Origin of the sequence: Weissella paramesenteroides ATCC 33313, from assembly GCF_000160575.1 — a bacterium.
GTDB lineage: Bacteria > Bacillota > Bacilli > Lactobacillales > Lactobacillaceae > Weissella > Weissella paramesenteroides.
Map to the genome: position 1 here is coordinate 71,586 of NZ_GG697132.1, position 24,247 is coordinate 95,832.

Sequence of the window (24,247 nt, forward strand, 5' to 3'; positions counted from 1 at the left end):
ATTCTACTTGACGGTACCATTTTCAACAGTCAATGCTGTTGAGTGTGCTGGTCCCTTCTTTTCTGGCAGAATATGGGTCATCAAATCATTGATTGCTGTTGGCGCCTCACCAAACCCGGTCGCAATGACATCGTATTTGCCATTATAGGCGGCTACATCCCCAATCGCATAAACATTCTTTACAGATGTTGCCATATTCTGTGAAACCAAAATCTGATTTTGGTCATTCAACTCTGGCTTGATTGTCCAGCCAGCCATGATCTTGTTTTCTGTCTGAAAACCATAACTAACGACAATTTCATCTACTGTAATCACTTTTGTTTCTTCCGCACGGGCGACCTGTAATGTCACTGACAACGCACCAGACACATCACGTGCAATATGCTTAATTGTATAAGGTGTCTCAAGGGTCACTGATGAATTTTCAAGACGTGTCAGACTATGTTCCAATGCCCGAAATTTATCACGTCGGTGAGTCAAGCGAACCTCTGCGGCCACTGGTTCTAAATGTAGTGCCATATCAACTGCAGAATCACCACCACCAGCAACTAAAACACGTTTCCCCGCAAACGACTCTAACTCATGAATTGAGTAATGAATATTATCTTCAACCTGTTCATCTAATAAATCCGCTGAAAGACGACGAGGTTCAAAAGCGCCTGCTCCAGTTGCTAGAACAATACCCTTTGTGTGAAAAATGTCCTTTTGATCTGTCTGTATTTGATACCCATCTTCATCAGGAACGATATCTGTTACTGTTGCACCTAATCGCATCGTTTGATCAAATTGGGATAGTTGCTCACTTAAATTATCAATCAATGCTTGTCCCGAAACATTTGTGAAACCAGCAACATCCAATATGGTTTTGCTTGGATAAAAGTTAGTTACCTGTCCACCTAAGTCTGACAAGCTTTCGACAATCGCCACTTTTAGTTCTCGTAATCCGGCATAAAAACCGGCAAACATGCCGACAGGACCGGCACCAATAATTGTTAAATCCACTTCTTCATTCATTATTATTGAAAACTTCCTATTACTATTTGCTTGGTAAATGTTATTAGCCGATTGTCCGACTGTACAAACTCTCGAATTCAGACAGATCGACTTGGAAGTCAGGTGCATAGACAATGTCTACCGCACTTCCTTCATCACCTGCTTTTTCTTCAAATGCCGTCGCAATTTGTTGATAGAGCGCTTGCACAGCTTCGCGATCTGGTCCATCTACAACAAGTAGGTAGTTTGATGTGTCAGCATCATTATTAGTCAACCAAAGGAGATACATATTTTCAATTGTACCCATTGCATCATCTGCAATACCAATCAACTCGTAACGAAGTGGTGTTGGAATCAACTCTTCAGCAGATGTGATTTCCATTTCATTATTGCCTTCATCTTCATCATCATTTGCTTCTTGCTGGGCAGCAACTTGTTGCGCAATATAGGCAATATTATCACGCGTAATTGGCATCCCATTTGTAAATGGATTTAATGCTAAACCTTCAATATTCTGCGTCTCATCATCTTGCAGGATTGGCAAATAATCCGACAATGCCATTGCCCATGGATAAACAGGTAATTCAGCTTCAATGGGTTGTGCATTATATGCATCCAAATCAGTAAACACTGGGAAAACTCCATTACCATTTTCTAATTCGAATGTTACTAACTGCATCTGTGCATCATCTGGGATTTCAACATCACCATCGTCTTTTACAACTGGTGGCTCTGAAAAATTAACTGGGGCAATAAATATCGCATCAATCAATGCCTGGATAAAGTTATGCTCTGTGACCTCATTTTGTTCCTCACGAAAAACTGCTATCGCATCCAGCAGTTTATCATTACGTAGTTCTTCATCATCATTATCCATGCGCAATCATTCTCCTTTAATTTCTCATCTCTTTCTAACAAGTATAACGGAAAACCCTGTGTTTGTCAGGGGCTCACCTTTTAGCAACACAGCATCAACAAACTGACAGGAAACGTTTCGCTGCATTTTAAAAGCCCAAAGTTTTTTTCAAAATAATATCGAAAAAACTTTAGGCTGATAAAGCTGAGATGATCATCTCAATTTTCACATTATGACAAATCAAAGGCAACATTCAGCTATTAAAATAGATGCCAAATCATTGTATCCTCTATATGTATTTTAATGTGCTTTGCGTTTCCCCTCAAGCAACTCCTTAATCATAGCTTAAAAAAGAGGCAAAGTAAATACATACTTCGTGTTTTATTCATCTATAAAAAATAATTAACCGCTAATATTATTCTTATTACCAAATATACTTGTTTAAAACGTCATTTTTATACAAAACACGAACATTAAGCAGCATGTTGTCCGTTTTCTGGCAGCCGTTCTTCAGTTTTAGCACCTTTATAGAACAACTTGTATAAGACGGCACAGATAATTGGCAATGCGGCTGTCATTAAGTACATTTGCTTGAAATCAACAAAATTGCGTAAGGCACCCAACAAGTAAGGACCCACACCAATTCCTAAATCCAATCCAACAAAGTATGTTGATAATGCAACACCAATCCGACTAATATCCTTTTCTAAGTGCAAGGCAACTGCTTGACCATTAGACATAAACGTTCCATACCCTAAACCAATAAGGGCACCAGAGAACAATAATTCCCAGGAAGAAGTCGTGATACTAAGCACGAATAAGCCAACCGCTAAAAAGAAATAGCTTGGATACATGACTGAGTTTTCACCATATCGATCAAAAATTCGGCCGGCCATTGGACGAGTGACAGTAATCACCAACGCATACACAACAAAGAAAAATGAACTAATTGATACAAGATCAATGGTTTCAACGTACGATGCTAAAAATGACAACACGCTTGAATAAGCTAATCCCATAATAAAGGCAATTGCTGCAATAAAGACAACTTTTGTATCAATAAATGTATTGATCTTCCAACTATCAGCCAATGCACGTTGATCACTATTTAGTGCCATGTTGTTTACATTTAGTATGAAACAACCAATAACGGTGAACGCTAAGATGATACTCGACATGATCACAATGAAATTAATACTAGTTGCATGCAGTAACAACATGCCTAAGAACGGTCCAATTGCTGCTGCCAAACTTGTGCTCAAGCCATAATAATTAATTCCCTCACCACGTCGTGATAATGGAATATATTCCGTGACAATTGCATTCGTCGCTGTTGAGACAGTTCCATAAAAGAATCCGTTCAACAAACGCACAACATAAAGGATCGCAATTGATGGCATATACAAATACATTAGTGTTGTTATTAAGTACAAGATGATACCCACACGCAACGTTTGTTTACGTCCAAGTACTTCAAGCTTCTTTCCTACATAAAGTCGCGCCACTAATGTACCAATAACATAAATTCCCGATGCTAACCCTGCCTGACTTAAGGTAGCACCTAATTTTTCTTGTGCAACAACTGCAATGATTACCATTAACAAATAGTAAACTAAATAAACTAAGAAATTAATCAGTGTAATACTGAGAAATCCCTTATTGAACAACTTATCTTTACTTTCCAACAGAACTCTCCTTAACAACAACACATTAAATAAAACCTACATTACTAAATTAATACTTTATGACGGCATTAGTCAAGGTTATATTATTAAATAAGTAATTTATACGTATTTAAAAAATAAATAATGAAAGCGCTTAAATTCATTAACGCGGTCAATATTTTTAAGTTTAACCTATTTTTAGGACAGCAAAAAAACAAGCATCGTAAAAACAATACTTGTTTACCCTAATTCAATCCAATATGAAATTAACGATTATATTTTTTAAAAATTAAACACCTTATTTGCCAAACCACAAATTTGAAAAAAATGCTGTCATTCCAAAACTTTCATTAACGGAAGTCACACTTGAAATATCTAATACAATTCTTGTCAGGAACTTAGGAGTCCTATACCCATTGTTTAATTGATAAATATTTATCTCTGATTTCAAATCAATCAAAGCTTTCTGTAATTGATAGTCCTTTTTTTGATTAAAATTTGTAAAAATAGCACTTAGTTTTGGATCAGATTGTGTTTCTATTGAATGAGTGCTTTCATCAATTAAGGAAAGTAATGCCATCATATCTTTTTTCATAATCTATCAACGTATGTGGGCTAATCCATTTGCCCATGAACCATATGAAATACCACCAACAGCGTGCCAAGCCTGATTCCAATTTGTACAAACCTGATTCCCCTTAGTATAGACGCCAATTCCCCAATAATGCCATTTGCCTGCGCCACCGAAAATATTGATCATTTCCGCCTCGCTTAAAACTTTATAAGAAGACAAATCGTCAAAATTCATGCAAAATTCCTCCTTTAAATAAAATACCACTAACAACAAACAAATTATATCATGATTTTTCATTAGGTTAATTTATTTTTTTATATAAGTTAATTTTATAAAAATTATTCCAATTAAAAAAGCAACTAAATCCATAAAGAATTCAGTTGCTCAATTTATAAACTATTCAATGAAACAATTTTTTTAATTACTTAGCAGGAACTTTGACATCCCCATCAACAATCTTCTTTTGTGCATCTTGTACTGAATGCCATGCAGCACTTGATATATTACCACGAGTTACAGCAACACCCTTATCACTCAAACCATAAACCAGGTGCTTACCACCAGGGAACTTACCTTTAGCTGTATCGTTAGTAACATCAATAACGGCCTTACCAACTTTCTTCACTGCAGAAGTCAATGTGAAGTTAGACTTACCATCCTTGGCAGTGTAGGCACCATCAGCGTTTTGATCACGGTCAACACCAACGACCCAAACTTTGTCCGCCGCATTCTTTTCTTCATTCAAATCCTTGGCCTCTGTGAAGACACCAGCACCAGAACCACCCGCAGCACTAAAGATAACATCAGCACCATTTTGATACATTGATGAGGCAATTGTCTTACCCTTACCAGCATCAGTAAAGCTACCAACATATTGCGCATCGACCTTGATGTTCGGGTTGACTGACTTAGCACCTGCAATAAAGCCGGCTTCAAACGTCTTAACAACAGCTGATTGCATACCACCAACGAAACCAAGTTTGTTGGTCTTTGTCGTTTTAGCAGCTGCAACACCTGCCAAGTATGATGATTGTTCAGACTTAAAAGTAACAGATACTGTATTCTTACGTGCCTTCGCAATATCGTCAATAATCATATAGTTCGTATCTGGATGTTTCTTTGATTGTTCATTAATTGTTGAAACCAATTGGAATCCAATACCATAAATATTCTTAAATCCATCAGAACGAGCTTGATCCATATTTGTTGTAAAATCAGCGTTCGTCTTTGAAGGATAATAAGCATAGCCGCCCTTACCTTGCTTAACATTATTATCCTTTGCCCATGACTTCATACCTTCCCAAGCCGATTGGTTGAATGACTTATCATCAATTCCACCACCATCAGTTATCAATGCAACTGAAGTCTTATTACTTTTATCATCACTTGACTTGTTTCCAGACCAAGCAGCATATGCACCACCTGCAATAATTACAACCGCGGCACCTGCCACCCACATCTTTGCGTTTGAAGCCATTTTTCTATCCCCTTTTATAAAAAGATTACCTAGATTGTTCGTCAATCACGAACTACACTCTAAATATAATGGATAATGTTCAAAAAGTAAAGCTTTTCGTTCGTTTTTTTTACAAAAAAAAATGAACCGCTTATTTAAATGCAACAAAACGCGAACAATAAAGGCTCATTATACTATTTTTAATTAACTAACCTGACCAAGTAAGTTTCTGACACAAATCCTCTAACCGCATTATAGATTCGTTTTGCACGCGAGGCTTTTTCAGAAATTGCAAATACCGTCGGTCCAGTACCTGACATTTGGGCTGCATCAGCACCAAAATCGTACATTTTTTGCTTCAATTTTAATATTTCTGGATACTTAGCTCCCGTAATTGCTTCGAGGACATTAAACATTTTGTGATAAGCTGTTTGAAAATCACCAGAATTAACCGCCGTCATCAATCCAACCATATCCCCATGCTGCATATTAGAATAATCAACTAATTTTAATATTTTAGGTGTTGAAACACTGATACCAGGCTTAGAAACAATCACCCACAACGGTGGCATTGCTTCTGTTAGTGGTTCAACTACCTCACCACGTCCACGAACACGAGCTGGCCGTGAATAAACACAAAACGGTACGTCGGCATCAATTTGGAGCCCCATTACCGCCAACTTGTCTTCGGTGTAGTTCAGTTGCCAAATTCGATTCAATCCCCGTAAGACTGCCGCTGCATCTGAAGAACCACCACCCAATCCTGCCGCAACTGGAATACGCTTCATAATGTGAATTTCAATACCTTCTGTCCGACCTGCTGTTTCACGCATCAAATTGGCTGCTTGATAGGCCAAGTTTTTTTCATTGAGCGGTAATAAACCACTTGTTGATTCCACAACAATATTCTGATGATTAGTCGTCGTTCGAATAGTCACCGTATCAGCTAGGTCGATGGCCACCATTAACATATCCCATTCTTGTTCACCATTTTTATGAATAAATGGGGTATCTAGGCTAATATTTAACTTTGCGTAGGCTTGCTCTAATACTTCCATCGCGACCAAGTCCTTTCATAGATTATTTTAATTATAGCAAGTTGCCCTTAATTGCGAAACAAAGACAGATAAAGAATTATAACTTCTGTTGGTTTTAACTAATTCCTGATATACTAAATCAGAATAAACAATAAGGAGTTTACATGCGTTTCATCTACATTATTTTAGGTTTGATCACTTTTGGAATAGGTACTCTAACCATTTGGGTACCCGGCATTCCAACAACGCCATTCTATTTATTAACAGCATTTTTCTGGGGACGTTCATCAACGCGCCTACAAATTTGGTTGGAAAACAATAAATACTACCAGCAGTACGTATATAAGGGCATTTATAAACGCCAATTAACCCAAAAGAATCGCATAATTATTTACCTTGTCACTGCCGCCTTCATGAGCATACCATTCTTTACTTCTGGTAAATTATGGTTACAAATAACGTTAATTTGTGCTTCGTTTTCGCAAATTATTGCCATGGAAGGTTTTTATCGTGGTTGGTGGTTAAATAACTGGTTCCTTGACGAAGAAGATTAAACCACAAATGGGAATATATTTAAAGGCCAGTACAAAACTAGCCATTATAGACTGAAAGGGGCAAAATCCACCATTGACTTCGGTAGATTTTGCCCCTTTAAACGTATGATATTAATTTTCTTCATAGCGTACTGTGCGACGATATCCTAGAACAATACTAGTTAAAACACCAATAAATGCTACGAAAGTTAGTGCTGATGCTGCATAAAACAATGCATTATACCCTTGTTGTTGAATAATGAATCCACCCACCAATGGTCCGACAGCTCTTCCAACAGATGGCGCAGCAGCGGTTAGTCCCTGATAACGTCCTTTCAGAGTTAATGGTGTTAGTTCATTGACCAACGCTGGAATCATTGGAAATGCGGTTGCTTCGCCGATCGTCGTAATAATCATCGCCAGGGCAAATCCCATGAAATGATGACTAAACGGTAACACTAAGAATGATAAACCAAACATGATAATGCCAGCAAATATTTGAATAAACATTGATCGTCGATTGGCTGACAAATTCAAGGCATTCATCCCCAATTGAATAATCGCAATCAAAATACCGTTAATCGTCCACAACATTGAATATTGCCAGAGTGGTAATTTCAGTACACTATTCATGTACACTGAAACATTTCCTTGCCACTGTGCATATGAAATCCACAAAATAACTAGTCCTGATATACCTGCATAAATTAGTAATAAATTCCATTTTGGTAAAGCAATTTTAGTTGTCTGTTGTTCACGACTGTAATTTGCCAAATTAATGCGAAACTTTGTATGTACAATAAAAAATAAAACAACATATAGTATTAAAGCTAATAGAAATAACCATGTTATACCAAATGGATAAATTGGTCCTACTAATGCGGTTGAAAAGACCATACCAAAATTACTCATAAAATAAAGCATATTGAATACAAAACGACCGTCATGAGACCGTACTTGTGTGCCATAAGCATTAATAGCCGCCGTTAACCAGCCACCAAAGAAGCCGACCAATGTCAAAATAACAGCATATGTTGGCCAACCATGCCAAATAATAAAGGCGACTTGTAACACAATCATTGCTAACACACCGAACTGAATAAGGCGATAGGGTTTAAATTGATCAAATAATCGACCGCTAACAATCGACCCAATCGCTTGACCAACTGCATTAGCCATCATCACCCATCCGATTGTTACTAAAGTTTGATACAGTTCATTATATAAATAAACTGATGTTAATGGCCAAATAAAACCAAAAGCAAAACTATTAATAAAACTTGCCGCTAACAACCAACGTAACGACATTCCTTGCCCAATACTTTGCATGATAAACCTCTTTTTAACATACTCACAAAAATAGAGCGAGACTAATGAAATCCATCATTGGTCTCGTTCTTTAGCAACCCTTTTTATTTACAATTAACCGAATCCACCTGGTTCTTCATTGTGAAAATCAATGTTTGAAAACTTATTATATGACTTAACAAATAGTAACCGCGCTGTTCCGCGAGCTCCAGAACGATTCTTTTCTAGAATAACTTCAATTTCACCAATATCTTGCTGTTCTTCATCACGTGGATCATTCTGATTATCCAGATCATCATTGGATTTATCATAATAATCATCACGATATAAGAAAGCAACAATATCAGCGTCCTGCTCGATAGATCCAGATTCACGAATATCTGACAACATCGGACGCTTATCTTGACGTTGCTCAACGCTACGTGATAGTTGTGACAAGGCAATGATTGGCACATTCATTTCCATGGCCATCATCTTAATTGCACGTGAAATAGCTGAAACCTCTTGTTGACGACCCTCACTACGAGTTCCTTCAATCAACTGTAAATAATCAATAATGACTAACCCTAGCCGACCCTCACGTTTATATAATCGACGTAGCTTCGATCTGATTTCTGTAACCTTAATACCCGGTGTGTCATCAATATAAATATTTGTTCGTGCTAGCGAACCCGTCGCCACTGCTAGAGAATTCCATTCTTCAGCTTCCAACTGTCCTGTTCGCATGTGCTGCGAATTAATATTACCTTCCGCCGCTAACATACGATTAACCAAAGACGTATCTGGCATTTCTAATGAAAAAATAACAACTGGTAAAGTCGGGTCTGCTACCGCCACTTTTTGCGCAATATTTAATACAAACGCAGTTTTTCCAACAGCAGGACGGGCAGCGATGATAATCATTTCACCTTCATGAAATCCGGTAGTCAAATTATCGAGTGCCGGAAACCCAGAAGCCAATCCCGTAACTGTTTCGTCGGTGCGTGAGTTTTGTTCAATTTGTTCAAAGGATTTATTTACAACATCAGCGATATTTTTAAAGTCTGCACTTTTTTCGCCACCATTAATTAAATCCAGCTTTGTTGACAAGTCTGCAACCGCATCATCAACTGAATCACTACCTTCATAAGTTTGTGTCAAACTATCCTGTAAGGTATCAATCATATTGCGACGCACGGAGCGTTCTCGCACAATTCTGGCATAATACAAAGCATTACCAGCAACTGGTACGCTTGATGCCAACTCAGTCAGGTAGGCCATGCCACCGACATTTTCAACTTGATTATCTTTATCCAATTCATCAGTGATTGTTAAGATATCAATCGCTCTTTGTGTTTCATCAAGCGCCAAGATAGCCGAATAAATCAAGCGATGTGCCGTGCGATAAAAGTCACTCGGCTCAAGAATGGTCATAATATCCGCCAATAAATCTTGGGGATCCGTCGCTAATAAAATCGAACCCAGCACTGCCTGCTCGGCTTCAACATCTTGTGGGACACGTAATGGTGCACCTTCATTTTGATCAGGCATGTGAACATAACCTCCCTTCAACATAGTCTACTGTTCATTGTACCAAATAACCATCGATTAAAAAATCAGAGTTAGCCAAAAGATGGTTTGAATTCGAATATAACGATAATTAGGCGATTCTAGCTTTTTGTATTTTTACAAGCCAGAATCGCCTAATTATTGATATAGTAAGAGCTCTTTCAATACTTATTTATTGCTCTTCTGTATGGACACGAATAGTTGCCTCAACATCACGGTGAAGCTTAACTTTCACATTTCGATAACCTAATGCTCGAATAGGCTCTTTCATATCCATTTTACGTTTATCAATCTTAATATTAAATTGGTCAAGTAATCCTGCCACAACTTGTTTTGATGAAATAGCGCCGAACAAACGACCATCTGTACCTGCCTTGGCTTTTAGTTCAACGACTGTATTGTCATCCTCCAACTTATTTTTCAATGCAATGGCCATTTCTTTTTCTTCTGCAGCTTCACGATCAGCCGCTTTCTTTTGACCACGCAAGGCAGAAACATTCGCATTCGTTGCTGGCTTTGCCTTTTTGTTTTTAATCAAAAAATTATTGGCATAACCATCAGGAACGTCTTTTACTTCGCCTTTCTTTCCGCGACCTTTAACATCTTCTAAGAAAATAACCTTCATTGTTTCATACCCTCTTCTTACTAAAATTTTTAATCACTATCTTTATTAAGCTCGGCTAACAATGTCTCGTAAACTGCCTCAGTTGACGTATCTTTAACCTGAGTTGCAGCGTTACTTAGATGGCCACCACCACCCATCGCTTCCATTACCAGTTGCACACTAACAATACCTGTTGATCGAGCCGAGACAGCTACTGTATCATTATCACGCCTAGTAATAACATAGGATGATGTCACACCAATCATCTGCAATAATGAGTCAGCAGCTTGTGCTGCAACAACTGAATCATATTGCACATCATCCTCACCAACTGCAATCGCTACGGAATCATGAATCTGGGCACGTTCGATAAGATGCGCACGATTACGGTATGAATCGACCGTTTCTTTCATAAAATCCTGCAACAAGTTACCATCTGCACCAACTGCACGCAAGTAACTGGCCGCATCAAATGTACGCGTACCAGAACGCAATGTAAATGACTTCGTATCAATTTGAATACCCGCCAACATTGCCGTCGCTTCTAATCGTCTTAATCCTTGTGCTCGTCTTGGTTGATATTCGAACAATTCCGTGACTAACTCAGAAGTTGAAGATGCATAAGATTCAACATAAACAAGCTGTGGTTCTTCTGGGAATTCTTCACCTCTTCTGTGATGATCAATAATCACAACCCGATTCTTTAATGCTTCATAGACGTCTTGTGATTCAGATAATGATGGCTTCGAGTGATCAACAATAACCAACAAACTCTGATCCGTCATTTGTGCTAAAACTTCATTTGGTGTTAATAAGGCATGCTCGTCAGAAACATCTTCAGACATTTGTTCCAATAATAAATGAATGTCTGAATGTTCTTGCCCGTTTTCTTCGTAAACTACCCACGCTGGTTTTCCCAACATTTCTGCCAATCTACGTACACCTAAAGCGCCACCAAATGAATCCATATCTGGGCGCTTATGCCCCATAACAAAAACCTGGTCGGCCTGGTCAAATAAATCAGCTAATGCTTGTGAAATCACTCGTGCACGTACACGAGTTCTCTTAGCCATCGGATTCGTATTACCACCATAGAATCTGGCTGAACCAGTCGATGACTTAACAACCACCTGGTCACCACCACGCCCTAATGCTAGGTCTAAATTAGCTTGCGCATTTTCAGCTAACGTATCAATGGCCATTTCATTATAAGCAATACCGATACTCAATGTGATTTGAGCATTTTGAACAGAGGTTGATTCACGAATCGTTTTTAATAAATTGAATTTATCATTTTCCGCTTTCTTCAAGGCGGCACGATAACCAATTAATAAATATCGGTCCACTGATAAGCGACGTGCATAGATTTCATGATCTGCCATCCAGTCAGATAATGTTTTAGTCACATAAGTTCGCAAAGTCGATGCCTCAGCATCACTCATACCCTCAGTCACTTCATCATAATTATCTAACGAAACAATTCCTAAAAACAATTTGTGATTTTCAAAATCTGCCGTTACCTTAGCTGCAGCTGTCCGATCCATTAGGTAGACTGCATTCAATTCTGGCTGAACCTGCAACTGAAAAACATGGCCTAGCCACTCAAGCTCGGTAACACGCTTTTCTTCATTTGGCCATAATGCCACAATTTCAGCTAATTGTTCAGAAACATGTTGTAGATCACTACCGACAATCGTTTCATTCCCCAATAATTGTTGAATATATGGGTTGACCCACTCAATGTCACCTTCGTCTGTACAAAGGATGACACCTAAGGGCATTTGAATAATTGATTCTTGTTCACCACGATTAATACGATACGATAAATTTTCAATATAATGCGTTGTTTGTTCACTTAAATCTTGAAGGGTCCTAAAAATAACAATCAATGCAATAACGACTAATACCAGCCAAATAATACCTACGACCCAATTAACTAGCCAGGCCAAAACTGCCCCAACAATTGCAATAAATGATACTAAGGCTGCCATGCCACTAAGGCGTTGATTTCTAAAGAATGTCGGTAACGCCGTAATTTTTCTCACCCGTCTCACCTAGCCTATTCTTTTTGTTTGTATCGTATCATTATAACATAAACCCACATATCCATAAAATTGCCCAATATTGCGAATCTTAATTCTGACCATAAAAAACCGAGGATGGAACAAAAAAATGTTCCATCCTCGGTTTGCTACGGACAAAAATTGCACAAACCACGTTACACACCGGCTTCAAAACAACTTTTGTCTCGCTCTCTATATTTCTAATCAATTAAACCAAATTCACGAGCACGCTCTTGGTACTTAGCAATTTCATCTTCACCAGCCCAAACAAAATGCTGTGGTGCAATTTCAACCATCTGACGGTCACGACCATCTAATTCATCAGTTGGATCGTAGACAATTGGTACACGTTGCTCTTCAACACTTGGATCCGGTACTGGAATTGAACTTAATAATGAACGCGTGTAATCATGCAATGGATGATTATAAACTTCATCAGCAGTTCCAATTTCAACCATCTTTCCCCAATGCATCACACCAATACGATCAGAAATATACTTCACCATTGACAAATCGTGTGCAATGAACAAATAAGTCAAACCTTGTTTTACTTGCAAGTCCTTCAACAAATTAACCACTTGGGCTTGAATAGAAACGTCTAACGCTGAAATAGGTTCATCAGCAATAATAAATTTAGGTTGCACTGCTAATGCACGGGCAATCCCAATACGTTGACGTTGTCCACCAGAAAACTCATGTGGGTAACGACTAGAGTGATCACGATTCAAGCCAACAATTTCTAACAAATCTTCAACTTGTTTTGAACGATCAGCATCATTTTTTGCTAAATGATTAACATCAATTCCTTCAGCAACAATATCCTTAACCTTCATACGTAAGTCAAGTGATGCTTGTGGATCTTGAAAAATCATTTGGACAGCCTGACGGAACTTGCTTAACTTACCGCGTCTCTTTAACTTGGCTAAGTCTTCACCTTCAAATAAAATCTTACCGTTTGTTGGCTCGTACAACTTCATAATTGCACGACCAATCGTCGTTTTACCTGAACCTGATTCACCAACAAGTCCAAATGTTTCACCTTCATAAATATCGAATGAAGCATTCTGTACGGCCTTGGTTTCATTAGATTTACCCTCATTAAAGGTTATATCTAATCCTTGGATCTCAACTAATTTCTTACGTTCATCGGCCATTACTTGCCACCTCCATTTCCAAGAACAGCAGCATTGTCAACCGGAACAGCTTTTGAACGATCTGCTTCTGGATGTTCAGCTTGGAAACGTGCCCAACGCTTTTGAACTTCCAGCGGTGGTTCTACTTCAGGTGCACGTTCATCTAATAGCCATGTTGCTGCATAATGCGTCTCTGATAATTTAAAGAATGGTGGCTTAACCTTTTCATCAGCGGCAATTGCATAACGATTACGTGCAGCAAAAGCATCACCTACAGGAGGATTCAACAAATCTGGTGGTGTACCAGGAATAGCCTCTAACTTACCACGCTCTGTTTTCGTTGTTGGCATTGAATTCAACAAGCCCCAAGTATATGGATGTTGTGGGAAGTTAAACACTTCATCAACCTTACCAATTTCGATAATTTCACCAGCGTACATAACGGCAACACGATCGGCCATACCAGCAACTACCCCTAAATCGTGGGTAATAAAAATGATTGAGGTATCTGATTGCTCTTGAATGTTTTTCATCAAGTGCAAAATCTGTGCTTGAATCGTTACGTCCAACGCAGTTGTTGGTTCGTCAGCAATCAAAATCTCTGGATTATCAATCAAGGCAATCGCAATCACAATTCGTTGACGCATACCACCAGAAAACTGGTGTGGATAATCACTAATGTGTGCCTCAGCATTTGGAATACCAACCATCTTCATCATTTCCAAAGCCTTTGCCCAAGCTTTTTTCTTGCTGTAATGCTGGTGCTTAATTAAAGGCTCTGCAATTTGTTGACCAATTTTCATTGTTGGATCCAATGACGTCATTGGATCTTGGAAAATCATCGCAATCTCTGAACCACGAATTTTTTGCATTTGTGCTTCAGATTTACCAAGAATTTCTTCACCCTTAAACGTAATTGAACCTTTTTCAACACGTGCGTTTTTAGCTAACAAGCCCATTAGAGAACGAGTCGTTACTGATTTTCCAGAACCAGACTCCCCCACAATCGCTAACGTTTCACCTTTGTACAAATCAAATGAAACGTCGCGAATGGCTTGAACACTTCCATTATAAGTATTGAAATTAATTTTAAGGTCATCAACCTCAAGAATTTTCTCTGCCATATTTCCACTCACTTCCATTAATCCTTTGTACGTGGATCAAACGCATCACGTAATCCATCACCTAACAAGTTAAACGCAATCATAATGATACCCAAAATAACAGCTGGAATAACTAACTGATATGGGTAGAATTGCATTGCCTTTTGTCCATCATTTAACAACGTACCCAATGAAGCCATTGGGACTGGAATTCCTAATCCAATAAATGAAAGCAATGCCTCAAAGAAGATTGCTGATGGAATTGTAAACATCAACTGCACAATAATCGTTGAGCTAAGATTTGGCACCAAGTGTCGCAAACCAATGCGCCATGTTGAAGAACCTAGTGTTCGGGCAGCCAGAATATAATCTTGTTCCTTAGCTGTCAAAACTTGCGCTCTGACCAATCGTGCCATTGATGTCCATGATGTTAAGGCAATTCCTAATGAAATTGATAACATACCTGGCTTCATTACCAAAATCAAAAGCACAAACACAACCAAGTTAGGAATTGAAGAAACAATTTCAATAATACGTTGCATGACAATATCAGTTTTACCGCCACGCCATCCAGAGATGATACCGTAAGTCACACCAAAGACTAAGTCCATTAATGTCGCAATTAATGCAACTTCCAATGAAATACGTGTACCATACAAAACACGTTTAAAGATGTCACGACCAAATTGGTCAGTTCCAAACCAGAAGTTCTTCTTATCAGAAACACCAGCTGACTTATATTGGTCAACCTTTGTACCATCTAATTTACCTTCTCCAGTAAAGCCAGGAATATCACCTAACACACCTGGCAAACGGGCTGGTAAGTTTTGAACAGTTACATCTTGTTGTGCAGTTACTTTTGAATTAGCAATTGGCGTTGAACCAAAGGCAACGATGAAAACAAAGACCAACACCCAAAGTGAGATGAAGGCACCTTTATTTTTCTTTAAACGACGCCAAGCATCTTTCAAAAAACTAACTGAGGGCTTTAAAATTTTTTCACTATCAGTTTGACGATCTGCGGGAAGCAATTGAAAATCATCTGCTGTTAAATTTACTTTTTCAGACATTAGCTACTCCTTCCTTATTTAGCCAAACGAATTCGTGGATCGATGATACCGTATAGGATATCAGTTAGTAATAACACAACCATCAACATCATTGAGTAGACGATTGTCGTTCCCATGATAATTTGGTAATCATTGGTCAAAATTGAGTCAACGAACTGACTACCAATTCCAGGAATAGAGAAGATATTCTCAACAACAATTGATCCGGTTAACAAGTTAACCGCCATTGGCCCGATTAACGTTACCAATGGAATCAAAGAATTACGTAATGCGTGCTTCCAAATAATTTCATTCTTTGACAATCCTTTTGCTCGGGCTAACTCAATATAATCTGAGCCAAGCACATCGACCATTTCAGTACGAATAAATCGTGCTGACGTAGCGAGTGGACTCATTCCCAAAGCAATTGTTGGTAAGACTGTTGCTGCAAAGCCTTTCCAACCAGCGATTGGCAACCAACCCAACTTCAATCCAACCCAGTACTGTAACAAAGCCGCAAATACGAATGAAGGGATTGAAATTCCCAACACTGCTAAGATTGACAAAAATGTATCAGTCTTCGTGTTACGACGAACTGCAGCGGCAGCTCCTAAACCAGTACCTGCGATCAACCCGAAGATCAATGCTTGAATTCCAAGTTGAGCAGATGGACCAAGGCGTTGCGCTACCAAGGTTGATACTTCTTGGTTCGCAAATTGGAATGAAACACCAAAGTCAAAGTGCAATGCATCCCATAGATATGTCACATATTGCACGATAACGGGCTTATCCAATCCATATTGGGCCTCAATCATTTTTTGCTGACTAGCAGACAAACGTTCTGCGTTTGCCAATGGTGATCCTGGCATCAGCTTCATTAAGAAAAATGTTGCTGAAATAATCAAGACCAAAGTTAACACAATAATTGCTAACCGTTTAATAATATATTTGAACATGGCCATGCCTTCCCTATTTTAGTTCTACTCATAATATGCTAGAAAGTCATTTCGTAAATAACCATACTCTCATATCTCATAGCTATTAATTAGATGTTTTTAATTTTACCAGAGGTTTCACAAATGTTAAAGAGTTTGTTATAAAACCTCACATAAATATTTAATCTTATGAAAAAATTGTAAATGCTTACATTTTAAATAACTGACGGTGAAAGTATGCTTTTTAGTGGTATTTAAAGGACATTCGTAAGTAATCATCATAAAATGAAAACTTCTCTTTTTTTAGTTATTTTTTCACAAATTTGACTATAAAAAAATGAGAGAGCATGACAAACACCCATTTGCCACACCCCCTCTATTTTTCAGCATTGGTTCATTTGATTAAACAATCAAATTACTTCTTGTATGCCCACTTCCAATCGAATGGTGCTCCAACAGTATTTGAAACAACACCCTTAACATTTGTATTCAATAGTGATGGCTTTGCTTGATAGTAAACTGGTGCGACAGCTGCATCTTCTTGTAGAATCTTCTCAGCCTTAGCGTAATCTGCGTAACGCTTTGTTGCATCGTTAACATCAGTTGTCTTTGCAGCCTTCATAACATTGTCATAGTCTGCATTCTTCCAGCTACCATTGTTAAATGATGAGTCAGAGGTATACAAATCTAAGAAAGTTGATGGATCGGCATAATCAGCACCCCAAATTGTGTTAACCATATCGAACTTCTTTTCATCTGATAATGAAATACGTTGCTTGAATGGCACAGTCTTAATTGTAACCTTCAATCCTGGTAACTTTTCCATTTGTGATTGGATAAATTGTGCTGAACGCTTTGCACCATCAGAATCATCAGTCAAGTATTGCAAGGTAACCTTCTTCTTACCAGTTTCCTTCAATCCTTGCTTCCACAACTTCTTGGCTTCCTTCAAGTTGTAACCAACAGCATTCTTATCTGCAGCTACCTTAGCAAAGTCCTTACCAGTTGCTGGATCCTTAGCTAACTTTGTTGATGTAAATGAGGTTGCTGGTGTTCCACCACCACCAAGAATCTTTGATGACATCGTTTGACGATCAATTGACTTTGACAAAGCCTTACGAATATTTGTGTTATTCAAAGGCTTCTTGTTTTCATTAAATTCGATGAACGCTGTTGATGCTTGTGCAATAACAGTGTAGTCCTTCTTGTTCTTTGAAGCCTTGTATTGGTCAGGTGATAGTGTTGTATAATCAACCTTCTTTGACTTGTACAAGTTGTAACCAGTATTTTGGTCCTTGATAGTTTGAACGGTAACCTTTGGTGTCTTTACAGACTTAGCATCCCAATAAGTTGGGTTCTTGACCAAAGAAATCTTGTTGTTTGAACCTGTCCAACCCTTCATGGTAAATGGTCCGTTAGAAATCGTGTACTTAGATGCAGTACCGTACTTCTTACCAACCTTATCCACAAACTTCTTGTTTTGTGGTTCAAAGGTAGCCATGGTCAACACTGACTCAAGTTGTGGCATTGGACGCTCAAGAGTTACTTGCAAAGTCTTATCATCAAGTGCCTTAACCCCTAGGTCTGTGACTGGCTTATCACCTTTTTGAACGGCATCGGCATTCTTAATACCTGAATATAGGTAAGCATATTGTGATGCTGTCTTTGGGTCATTAGTACGTTGCCAACCATAGACATAATCATTAGCTGTCACTGGCTCACCATTAGACCACTTCATATCACGCAAATGATAAGTTAAAGTCAAGCCATCATCTGACTTATCAACCGAAGTTGCACCAGCTAATTGTGGCTTACCAGACTTGTCCATACGGTACAATCCTTCACCAATGGCCTGTAAGTAATTAAAATCAATGGCTGCAGTTGTCTTTGAAGGATCCATCGTTCCAACATTTGCACCTTCAGTCCAATTAATTGTCTTATACTTAGCGGCACTAGCTGTCACTGGTACGAAAGTTGATCCTAGGATCACTGCACCAGACAACAAAGCACTGACCTTTAATGTCTTATTCATATTTCCCCATCCCTTATTCATATTCACATATCGTGATAACTTTTTCATAATCATATAATAAACTTAAACCATAGTCAACGACTTATTTAAGTTCAATTTAATAAAACAATATCAACAAGTCTTATGTTTTATCGATAACTATTGATAAGTCGGCATTTATATATAAAAAGGGATATCATTAGCTCTCATAATCAGCTCATTTTTAATAGTCACTATTTTCTCATTTTTCTAAATAAAAAAGAAGTTCCCAATAGTAAATTAGGAACTTCTATAAACAGCTTTATGCCGTCATACGACGATCTAGCATATCGCCAATCTTTGAAATAATGAAATTCAAGATAAAGTAAATCACTGCCAAAGCAAAGAACATTGAAATAATTGCACTTGGCTCTTGTGCATACACAATTTGTGCACGGTAAGTAACTTCAGGCAACATAATAATTGTTGCTAGTGATGTATCCTTAATCAAAGAAACAAATTGTGACACAATTGGTGGAATCATCTTCTTGTACGCTTGTGGCAAAATAATGTGCCACAAAGCTTGCTTAAAGTTCAACCCATTCGATAAAGCACCTTCTAGCTGTCCTTTAGGAACTGCCATAATACCTGAACGAATAATCTCAGCCAACATTGTAGATTCAAAAATCGTTAATGCGAAGATTGTTGACGTGATAACACCAAAATGAATACCAATCTTTGGCAAAGCAAAATAGGTGAAAAAGATAATTAATAGCAACGGCAAATTACGAATCAAGTCAATAATAAATCCCACAATTTGTGAAAGATATGGGATCTTAACATATCTAATGACCCCTAAAATTGATCCAATAATGAAACTCAAGATAATTGAAACCACAGCAACTTCAATCGTTACCCCTAGCCCCATCATCAAGAAACGCATATTTACCCACGAAAATGCTGAAAAGAACTCACTCATGCGCGACCTCCATTCTTTTCAAGTCTGGTTTCCAAATAACGCATATAATAACTCATTGGCATTGTCAAAATTAGATAGAAAATACCAACAATGATAAATGGACCAAATGTATCAAATGTCATCTGTGAAATCTGATTTGCTTGGTACATTAAATCAAGTCCTGCAACGAATGCTAGAACGGATGAGTTTTTAATTAAGTTAATAAACTGATTTCCAAGTGGTGGAATCACTAGCTTAAATGCTTGTGGCAAAACAATGTAACGCATACCTTGCCACCATGAAAGACCATTTGACATGGCACCTTCTAGTTGACCCTTAGGCACAGCATTAATACCTGCACGTACAGTTTCAGCAATAAATGCTGATGTATATAATGTCAAACCAAAGGTTCCTGCCGCAAAACCACTAATTTTAATGACGTTTGCAATCACAACATAAAAGAACATTGTGATAACCAACAATGGAATATTTCTAACAACTTCGATATAGATACGTCCGATGATATTGACCAGTTTATTCGGAACAACTTCCATTAGTGCAAAGGCTGTCCCTAAGATCAGTGACCCAATCAATGCTAGAATTGACGAAGCGATAGTCCAGCCAAATCCAGTCAAGAATTCACCAGCGTGTGATTGAAATAATGAAATCATTCTTTAGCCAACTCCTTCCAATTCATGCCCTTAACACTACCGAACCATTTTTTGGCCATCTTAGCATAAGTACCATCTGACTTAATGTCATCAATTGCTTTGTTAACAGCTTTAACTAGCTTTGGGTTCTGCTTTTGCATGGCAACACCATATGGTTCCTTTGTAAAGGTACCACCACGAACTTCCAATGTTTTCGATCCAGCAGCCATACCATATAGAATACCGTTGTCAGTAGTCAATGCATCTCCTTGGCCTGCCTTTAAAGCTGTTAATGCTGTTGCGTAATCTTGTAACCCAACAACTTTTGCCTTTGGCGCAAAGTCTTTAATTTCATCAATTGACGTTGACCCTTGTACAGCTAACACACGTGCCTTAGGTGTGTTTAATTGCTTAACATTATGATACTTACTTGACTTTTTAACCAAAATTGATTGACCAGCATTAAAATATGATTGTGAAAAATCAACGACCTTTTGACGATCAGGCGTGATCGACATCGTTGCGATAATTGCATCAATATTTCCGTTCAATAACATGGGCACACGTGTACCTGAAGTAATTTGTGTGTACTCCACTTTAGCTTTTGGGTTGATACGCTTCGTGATTTCCTTAGCCATATCAACATCAAATCCTTCAAGTTTACCCGTTTTGATGTTCATCAATCCCATCAGTTTGGTATCGCCCTTAACACCCCAATTCATACGATCTGTTTTCATAATCCGATCGTATGTCTGATTCTTAACAGTATCTGCATGAATAACTGTTCCTTCGGTTGCCCCAGCAAACAAGGTGACTGCAGCAGCTGCAAGAATTGACTTCATTACAACTTGAAATTTACTCTTCATGTTGCGCCTCCTTAACGAATAATTTGCGATAGGAATTCCCGTGCACGTGGCTCCTTTGGATTAGCAAAGAACTCTTTAGTTGGTGAATCTTCCAAAATTTGTCCCTTATCCATGAAAATAACTCGGTCGGCAACTTTCTTCGCAAAGCCCATTTCGTGCGTAACAACCAAGGTTGTCATTGAAGAATCACTAACAATGTCTTGGATAATTTGCAAAACACCATTGATCATTTCCGGATCCAAGGCTGATGTTGGCTCATCAAATAATAATGCTTTTGGCTTCATTGCAAGTGAGCGAGCAATCGCAATACGTTGCTGTTGTCCACCTGAAAGGGCTGCCGGTGACTTTTCAGCCTGATCAACTAGCCCAACACGATCAAGGAGCTCCATCGCAACTTTTTTATTTTCTGCTTCATCACGATGCAATACCAAACGTGGTGCTAACATGATATTTTCTAAGACTGATTTATTCGCATACAAATTAAAATGTTGGAACACCATCCCCACATTTTTTCTTGTACGGTTCATATCCGTTTTAGGATTAGCTAAATCTTGCCCGTTTACAATCAACTGTCCACCTTGAACTGGTTCCAAACCATTAATCGTACGAATCAATGTTGATTTTCCTGAACCAGAAGGTCCGATCAAAACAACCGTTTCCCCAGCCTCTACCTTTAAATTGATGTCCGTCAATGCATGAAAATCCCCATAAAATTTATTGACATCTTTGAATTCGATCATCGACATAGTGGTTCCTCCTTATAGATAATTTACCTAAAAAATTATCTTAGTATATAAAAATAACCCGCCGCGATTTTATTCGTGACGGGTCGCTAATCTAATAATAATCTTAGTTTATCTTAATTGTCAAACATATTGTTAAGTTTGTTAACATTAAAAATCATTCAATTACGTGCAATTATCTATTTTTTCGTATATGCTAATTCAACTGCTAATTTATAAGGCTTTTCAACAGGCATTAAAGCATGACGGCCGCGGGTTTTACCCGGTCCACCAGTCACAACAACAGATGCAATATATAAATTGTATGATTTCAATGCTAAGTCTACTGGTTGTAACCCAACTGTCTGTATCCGTGCCAAACGTGATGAAAGCATCTCATTCATACCGCCATAAACGGCCAGTCCACCACGCTCTTCTTCCAATTTAAAATAAGGTAATGGTGTACCAGGATGGTTAGCAAAGATTGTCGGTTGACCAGTAGCTAAAAAGGCCAATTGTTCTTTCTCTGAAAGACCACCGTAGTTCTCAGTAATCAGACCACCCTCGCGTAATTGATCAACCACTTTCGTTAATTCTGCCGCCATATCATTATCGGAAATTGCAGTTGCCGGTAAGACTTGCTTCTTATCGTAGAGCCCATTTGCGGGTACATATGGCATTGCTTTATTATCTGTGGCCGTTTTGGCAGCTTGGGGGCCACCCAACATTTTTTCTAACTTTGGTGAAACATCCCACTTAATTGTTTTCTTCGTGTAATAGTAGACGATATTTAAAATTGCGCCGTACAGTATTAACAAAAACGCTAGTGCTAACAGAGCACCTCGTAAATAGGCACCATTTTGAATGTGACGCACAGCTAAATAAAGAATATAAAAGTTACCAACACTGGCTAGGACAGTATATACCTGCCCCTTCCAACGAGCATTCACATTGAAGAAACCAAGATAATGATTAAGTAAATCTAATATCGTTAACATTAATTAGTCCCTCCTTGCGTTGCATTATCGGTCGTATTACCGGTGGTATTATTTGTCGTTGTATCTGTCCCCGTTGTATTATCGGTGGTTGTATTACCAGTAGTATTATTTGTCGTTGTATCTGTTCCTGTTGTGTTATCAGTATTCCCGTCTGTTGTTGTATCAGTTGACGCCTCATCTGTTGATGAACTTGAACTACTTGCAGATGACTTTGATGCTGAACTAACCGTTGTATCATCAACTGAATCGTCACTTGTCATATCTGATTCAGTTGAACGACTTGAAGGTTTTTCTGAAGAACTAACTGATGATTTAATGCTACTTGATGATACTGTACTACTTGATACAACTGATGATGATTTTGCTGCACCGTTTGAAGTATGCGTAGAAACATTAACAATTGCATTTCCAGCACTCAGCGCCAAAATTATTGAAACTAATGCAACTGGTGTAATAAATGGTGGTGTTCGATATGCCATATAGTGCTACTCCTCCTCCAGGTCAAAAACTAAGGCCTGCTTAACAATATTGTCAATTTCTTCTTTTGTACTTAGCCAATCATCGTTAACAACAACGTGGGCAATTCCTTGCAAAGATTGTGGTAACTGCACATCACGTTTGTATTCCTCACTTGCCATTCGTCGGCGAGTTTCCTCTAAATTGTCACCACGTTTTGATAATCTACCTAAAATTTCATCAGGTTTTGTGACGGTTAAAAAGATAACAACTGCCTCATCTCCTAATTTTTCAGAGTATGTTTTGGCACCTGCGGTATCAAGGACGATGGTAATTAGTGGACTCTTCTCCCAAGCACGCTCAAGTCCTTCATAGGAAGATCCATAACGATAATTTGCGTAAGCAACGCTTTCTAAATAATGATTTTCTTTAAAAGACTGTTCTGACTCAAAATAATAATCAACCTGATCGATTTCACCTTCTCTTGGTGGTCGTGTCGTGTGTGTGATTACTTTGGGCATTTCATAAAACTCATTTAAATAATTGGCAACGGTTGTTTTGCCTGTCCCCGTATTACCTGTCAGAACGAAAACTTTTCGATTCATAACTCTTTTCTACTCTCTTTTTTTACTGTTATTAGTATACTGTCTGATGCTTAAGGTTCCCTAACAATTTCATAATATTTTACCAGTGTTTAGATTACTATAATTTCGTTAATCCGTCATAGTAAAAGCATGCACATTAATTGTAC

At 38.2% G+C, this 24,247-nt stretch carries 24 protein-coding genes; 1 reads left to right on the top strand and 23 read right to left on the bottom strand.

The features are described from left to right. Positions 1–3: 3 nt before the first annotated feature. From HMPREF0877_RS07265 to ispE, 7 genes are all read right to left on the bottom strand, one after another. Complete coding sequence (locus tag HMPREF0877_RS07265) at positions 4–1,014, bottom strand: NAD(P)/FAD-dependent oxidoreductase (protein ID WP_002828673.1); 1,011 nt, start codon at positions 1,012–1,014, stop codon at positions 4–6. Positions 1,015–1,057: 43 nt separating this feature from the next. After that, positions 1,058–1,870 carry an SseB family protein gene (locus HMPREF0877_RS07270; protein WP_002828674.1) on the bottom strand — a complete coding sequence of 271 codons (813 nt, stop codon included), beginning with the start codon at positions 1,868–1,870 and terminating at the stop codon, positions 1,058–1,060. A gap of 452 nt (positions 1,871–2,322) precedes the next feature. Then, positions 2,323–3,534 (bottom strand): MFS transporter, encoded by a 1,212-nt coding sequence (locus HMPREF0877_RS07275; protein WP_002828675.1) that lies wholly within the window; start codon positions 3,532–3,534, stop codon positions 2,323–2,325. A 277-nt stretch (positions 3,535–3,811) separates the two neighbouring features. After that, on the bottom strand, positions 3,812–4,108 hold the full coding sequence (locus HMPREF0877_RS07280; protein WP_002828677.1) for a hypothetical protein: 297 nt from the start codon (positions 4,106–4,108) through the stop codon (positions 3,812–3,814). Positions 4,109–4,114: 6 nt separating this feature from the next. Then, positions 4,115–4,321, bottom strand: a complete 207-nt coding sequence (locus tag HMPREF0877_RS07285; protein WP_040760968.1) for a hypothetical protein — start codon at positions 4,319–4,321, stop codon at positions 4,115–4,117. Positions 4,322–4,508: 187 nt separating this feature from the next. Continuing rightward, positions 4,509–5,564, bottom strand: coding sequence for a BMP family lipoprotein (locus HMPREF0877_RS07290; RefSeq protein WP_040760970.1), 1,056 nt, complete (start codon positions 5,562–5,564; stop codon positions 4,509–4,511). 179 nt (positions 5,565–5,743) lie between these two features. Then, entirely contained in the window at positions 5,744–6,601 is an 858-nt protein-coding gene (ispE, locus tag HMPREF0877_RS07295; protein WP_002828680.1) for a 4-(cytidine 5'-diphospho)-2-C-methyl-D-erythritol kinase, read from the bottom strand. A 143-nt stretch (positions 6,602–6,744) separates the two neighbouring features. Here ispE and HMPREF0877_RS07300 point away from each other — a divergent pair, with 143 nt between their 5' ends. Then, positions 6,745–7,134, top strand: coding sequence for a YbaN family protein (locus HMPREF0877_RS07300; RefSeq protein WP_002828681.1), 390 nt, complete (start codon positions 6,745–6,747; stop codon positions 7,132–7,134). Positions 7,135–7,245: 111 nt separating this feature from the next. Here HMPREF0877_RS07300 and HMPREF0877_RS07305 read toward each other — a convergent pair whose 3' ends face one another. The 16 genes from HMPREF0877_RS07305 to HMPREF0877_RS07380 all read right to left on the bottom strand — a co-directional run bounded on the left by HMPREF0877_RS07305 (position 7,246) and on the right by HMPREF0877_RS07380 (position 24,101). Next, positions 7,246–8,442 (bottom strand): MDR family MFS transporter, encoded by a 1,197-nt coding sequence (locus HMPREF0877_RS07305; protein ID WP_002828682.1) that lies wholly within the window; start codon positions 8,440–8,442, stop codon positions 7,246–7,248. Positions 8,443–8,535: 93 nt separating this feature from the next. Next, a complete protein-coding gene (gene dnaB / locus HMPREF0877_RS07310; RefSeq protein WP_040760971.1) occupies positions 8,536–9,951 on the bottom strand; it encodes a replicative DNA helicase in 1,416 nt (471 codons plus the stop codon). Between the two features lie 190 nt (positions 9,952–10,141). Then, the gene (gene rplI / locus HMPREF0877_RS07315) at positions 10,142–10,594 is read right to left on the bottom strand and encodes a 50S ribosomal protein L9 (protein ID WP_002828684.1); all 453 of its coding nucleotides are present in this window, start codon (positions 10,592–10,594) and stop codon (positions 10,142–10,144) included. Between the two features lie 29 nt (positions 10,595–10,623). Continuing rightward, on the bottom strand, positions 10,624–12,618 hold the full coding sequence (locus HMPREF0877_RS07320) for a DHH family phosphoesterase (protein WP_002828685.1): 1,995 nt from the start codon (positions 12,616–12,618) through the stop codon (positions 10,624–10,626). Between the two features lie 218 nt (positions 12,619–12,836). After that, on the bottom strand, positions 12,837–13,790 hold the full coding sequence (locus HMPREF0877_RS07325; protein ID WP_002828686.1) for an ABC transporter ATP-binding protein: 954 nt from the start codon (positions 13,788–13,790) through the stop codon (positions 12,837–12,839). Continuing rightward, positions 13,790–14,893: an ABC transporter ATP-binding protein gene (locus tag HMPREF0877_RS07330; RefSeq protein WP_040761060.1), complete on the bottom strand. Its 1,104-nt coding sequence runs from the start codon at positions 14,891–14,893 to the stop codon at positions 13,790–13,792. Before HMPREF0877_RS07330 ends, HMPREF0877_RS07325 begins: the two co-directional genes overlap by 1 nt. Positions 14,894–14,910: 17 nt before the next feature. Next, the gene (locus tag HMPREF0877_RS07335; protein WP_002828688.1) at positions 14,911–15,942 is read right to left on the bottom strand and encodes an ABC transporter permease; all 1,032 of its coding nucleotides are present in this window, start codon (positions 15,940–15,942) and stop codon (positions 14,911–14,913) included. Between the two features lie 14 nt (positions 15,943–15,956). Next, entirely contained in the window at positions 15,957–16,877 is a 921-nt protein-coding gene (locus tag HMPREF0877_RS07340) for an ABC transporter permease (protein ID WP_040760973.1), read from the bottom strand. 394 nt (positions 16,878–17,271) lie between these two features. Further along, positions 17,272–18,888: a peptide ABC transporter substrate-binding protein gene (locus HMPREF0877_RS07345; protein ID WP_040760975.1), complete on the bottom strand. Its 1,617-nt coding sequence runs from the start codon at positions 18,886–18,888 to the stop codon at positions 17,272–17,274. Between the two features lie 280 nt (positions 18,889–19,168). After that, positions 19,169–19,825 carry an amino acid ABC transporter permease gene (locus tag HMPREF0877_RS07350; RefSeq protein WP_002828691.1) on the bottom strand — a complete coding sequence of 219 codons (657 nt, stop codon included), beginning with the start codon at positions 19,823–19,825 and terminating at the stop codon, positions 19,169–19,171. Further along, positions 19,822–20,475 carry an amino acid ABC transporter permease gene (locus tag HMPREF0877_RS07355; RefSeq protein WP_002828692.1) on the bottom strand — a complete coding sequence of 218 codons (654 nt, stop codon included), beginning with the start codon at positions 20,473–20,475 and terminating at the stop codon, positions 19,822–19,824. The genes HMPREF0877_RS07350 and HMPREF0877_RS07355 overlap by 4 nt, the downstream gene beginning before the upstream one ends. After that, positions 20,472–21,320, bottom strand: a complete 849-nt coding sequence (locus HMPREF0877_RS07360; protein WP_002828693.1) for a transporter substrate-binding domain-containing protein — start codon at positions 21,318–21,320, stop codon at positions 20,472–20,474. Before HMPREF0877_RS07360 ends, HMPREF0877_RS07355 begins: the two co-directional genes overlap by 4 nt. 11 nt (positions 21,321–21,331) lie before the next feature. After that, the gene (locus HMPREF0877_RS07365; protein WP_002828694.1) at positions 21,332–22,066 is read right to left on the bottom strand and encodes an amino acid ABC transporter ATP-binding protein; all 735 of its coding nucleotides are present in this window, start codon (positions 22,064–22,066) and stop codon (positions 21,332–21,334) included. 176 nt (positions 22,067–22,242) lie between these two features. Continuing rightward, positions 22,243–23,040: a DUF6681 family protein gene (locus HMPREF0877_RS07370; RefSeq protein WP_002828695.1), complete on the bottom strand. Its 798-nt coding sequence runs from the start codon at positions 23,038–23,040 to the stop codon at positions 22,243–22,245. Continuing rightward, on the bottom strand, positions 23,040–23,519 hold the full coding sequence (locus HMPREF0877_RS07375; RefSeq protein ID WP_002828696.1) for a hypothetical protein: 480 nt from the start codon (positions 23,517–23,519) through the stop codon (positions 23,040–23,042). Before HMPREF0877_RS07375 ends, HMPREF0877_RS07370 begins: the two co-directional genes overlap by 1 nt. A gap of 6 nt (positions 23,520–23,525) precedes the next feature. Continuing rightward, entirely contained in the window at positions 23,526–24,101 is a 576-nt protein-coding gene (locus HMPREF0877_RS07380; protein WP_002828697.1) for an AAA family ATPase, read from the bottom strand. Positions 24,102–24,247: the final 146 nt, after the last annotated feature.

Excerpts from the sequence above, each read along its gene's own strand:
- HMPREF0877_RS07265 (WP_002828673.1), bottom strand. The coding sequence starts at position 1,014 with ATGAATGAAGAAGTGGATTTAACAATTATTGGTGCCGGTCCTGTCGGC.
- HMPREF0877_RS07270 (WP_002828674.1), bottom strand. The coding sequence starts at position 1,870 with ATGGATAATGATGATGAAGAACTACGTAATGATAAACTGCTGGATGCG.
- HMPREF0877_RS07280 (WP_002828677.1), bottom strand. The coding sequence starts at position 4,108 with ATGAAAAAAGATATGATGGCATTACTTTCCTTAATTGATGAAAGCACT.
- HMPREF0877_RS07285 (WP_040760968.1), bottom strand. The coding sequence starts at position 4,321 with ATGAATTTTGACGATTTGTCTTCTTATAAAGTTTTAAGCGAGGCGGAA.
- HMPREF0877_RS07290 (WP_040760970.1), bottom strand. The coding sequence starts at position 5,564 with ATGGCTTCAAACGCAAAGATGTGGGTGGCAGGTGCCGCGGTTGTAATT.
- ispE (WP_002828680.1), bottom strand. The coding sequence starts at position 6,601 with ATGGAAGTATTAGAGCAAGCCTACGCAAAGTTAAATATTAGCCTAGAT.
- HMPREF0877_RS07300 (WP_002828681.1), top strand. The coding sequence starts at position 6,745 with ATGCGTTTCATCTACATTATTTTAGGTTTGATCACTTTTGGAATAGGT.
- HMPREF0877_RS07305 (WP_002828682.1), bottom strand. The coding sequence starts at position 8,442 with ATGCAAAGTATTGGGCAAGGAATGTCGTTACGTTGGTTGTTAGCGGCA.
- dnaB (WP_040760971.1), bottom strand. The coding sequence starts at position 9,951 with ATGCCTGATCAAAATGAAGGTGCACCATTACGTGTCCCACAAGATGTT.
- rplI (WP_002828684.1), bottom strand. The coding sequence starts at position 10,594 with ATGAAGGTTATTTTCTTAGAAGATGTTAAAGGTCGCGGAAAGAAAGGC.
- HMPREF0877_RS07325 (WP_002828686.1), bottom strand. The coding sequence starts at position 13,790 with ATGGCCGATGAACGTAAGAAATTAGTTGAGATCCAAGGATTAGATATA.
- HMPREF0877_RS07330 (WP_040761060.1), bottom strand. The coding sequence starts at position 14,893 with ATGGCAGAGAAAATTCTTGAGGTTGATGACCTTAAAATTAATTTCAAT.
- HMPREF0877_RS07335 (WP_002828688.1), bottom strand. The coding sequence starts at position 15,942 with ATGTCTGAAAAAGTAAATTTAACAGCAGATGATTTTCAATTGCTTCCC.
- HMPREF0877_RS07340 (WP_040760973.1), bottom strand. The coding sequence starts at position 16,877 with ATGTTCAAATATATTATTAAACGGTTAGCAATTATTGTGTTAACTTTG.
- HMPREF0877_RS07345 (WP_040760975.1), bottom strand. The coding sequence starts at position 18,888 with ATGAATAAGACATTAAAGGTCAGTGCTTTGTTGTCTGGTGCAGTGATC.
- HMPREF0877_RS07350 (WP_002828691.1), bottom strand. The coding sequence starts at position 19,825 with ATGAGTGAGTTCTTTTCAGCATTTTCGTGGGTAAATATGCGTTTCTTG.
- HMPREF0877_RS07355 (WP_002828692.1), bottom strand. The coding sequence starts at position 20,475 with ATGATTTCATTATTTCAATCACACGCTGGTGAATTCTTGACTGGATTT.
- HMPREF0877_RS07360 (WP_002828693.1), bottom strand. The coding sequence starts at position 21,320 with ATGAAGAGTAAATTTCAAGTTGTAATGAAGTCAATTCTTGCAGCTGCT.
- HMPREF0877_RS07365 (WP_002828694.1), bottom strand. The coding sequence starts at position 22,066 with ATGTCGATGATCGAATTCAAAGATGTCAATAAATTTTATGGGGATTTT.
- HMPREF0877_RS07370 (WP_002828695.1), bottom strand. The coding sequence starts at position 23,040 with ATGTTAACGATATTAGATTTACTTAATCATTATCTTGGTTTCTTCAAT.
- HMPREF0877_RS07375 (WP_002828696.1), bottom strand. The coding sequence starts at position 23,519 with ATGGCATATCGAACACCACCATTTATTACACCAGTTGCATTAGTTTCA.
- HMPREF0877_RS07380 (WP_002828697.1), bottom strand. The coding sequence starts at position 24,101 with ATGAATCGAAAAGTTTTCGTTCTGACAGGTAATACGGGGACAGGCAAA.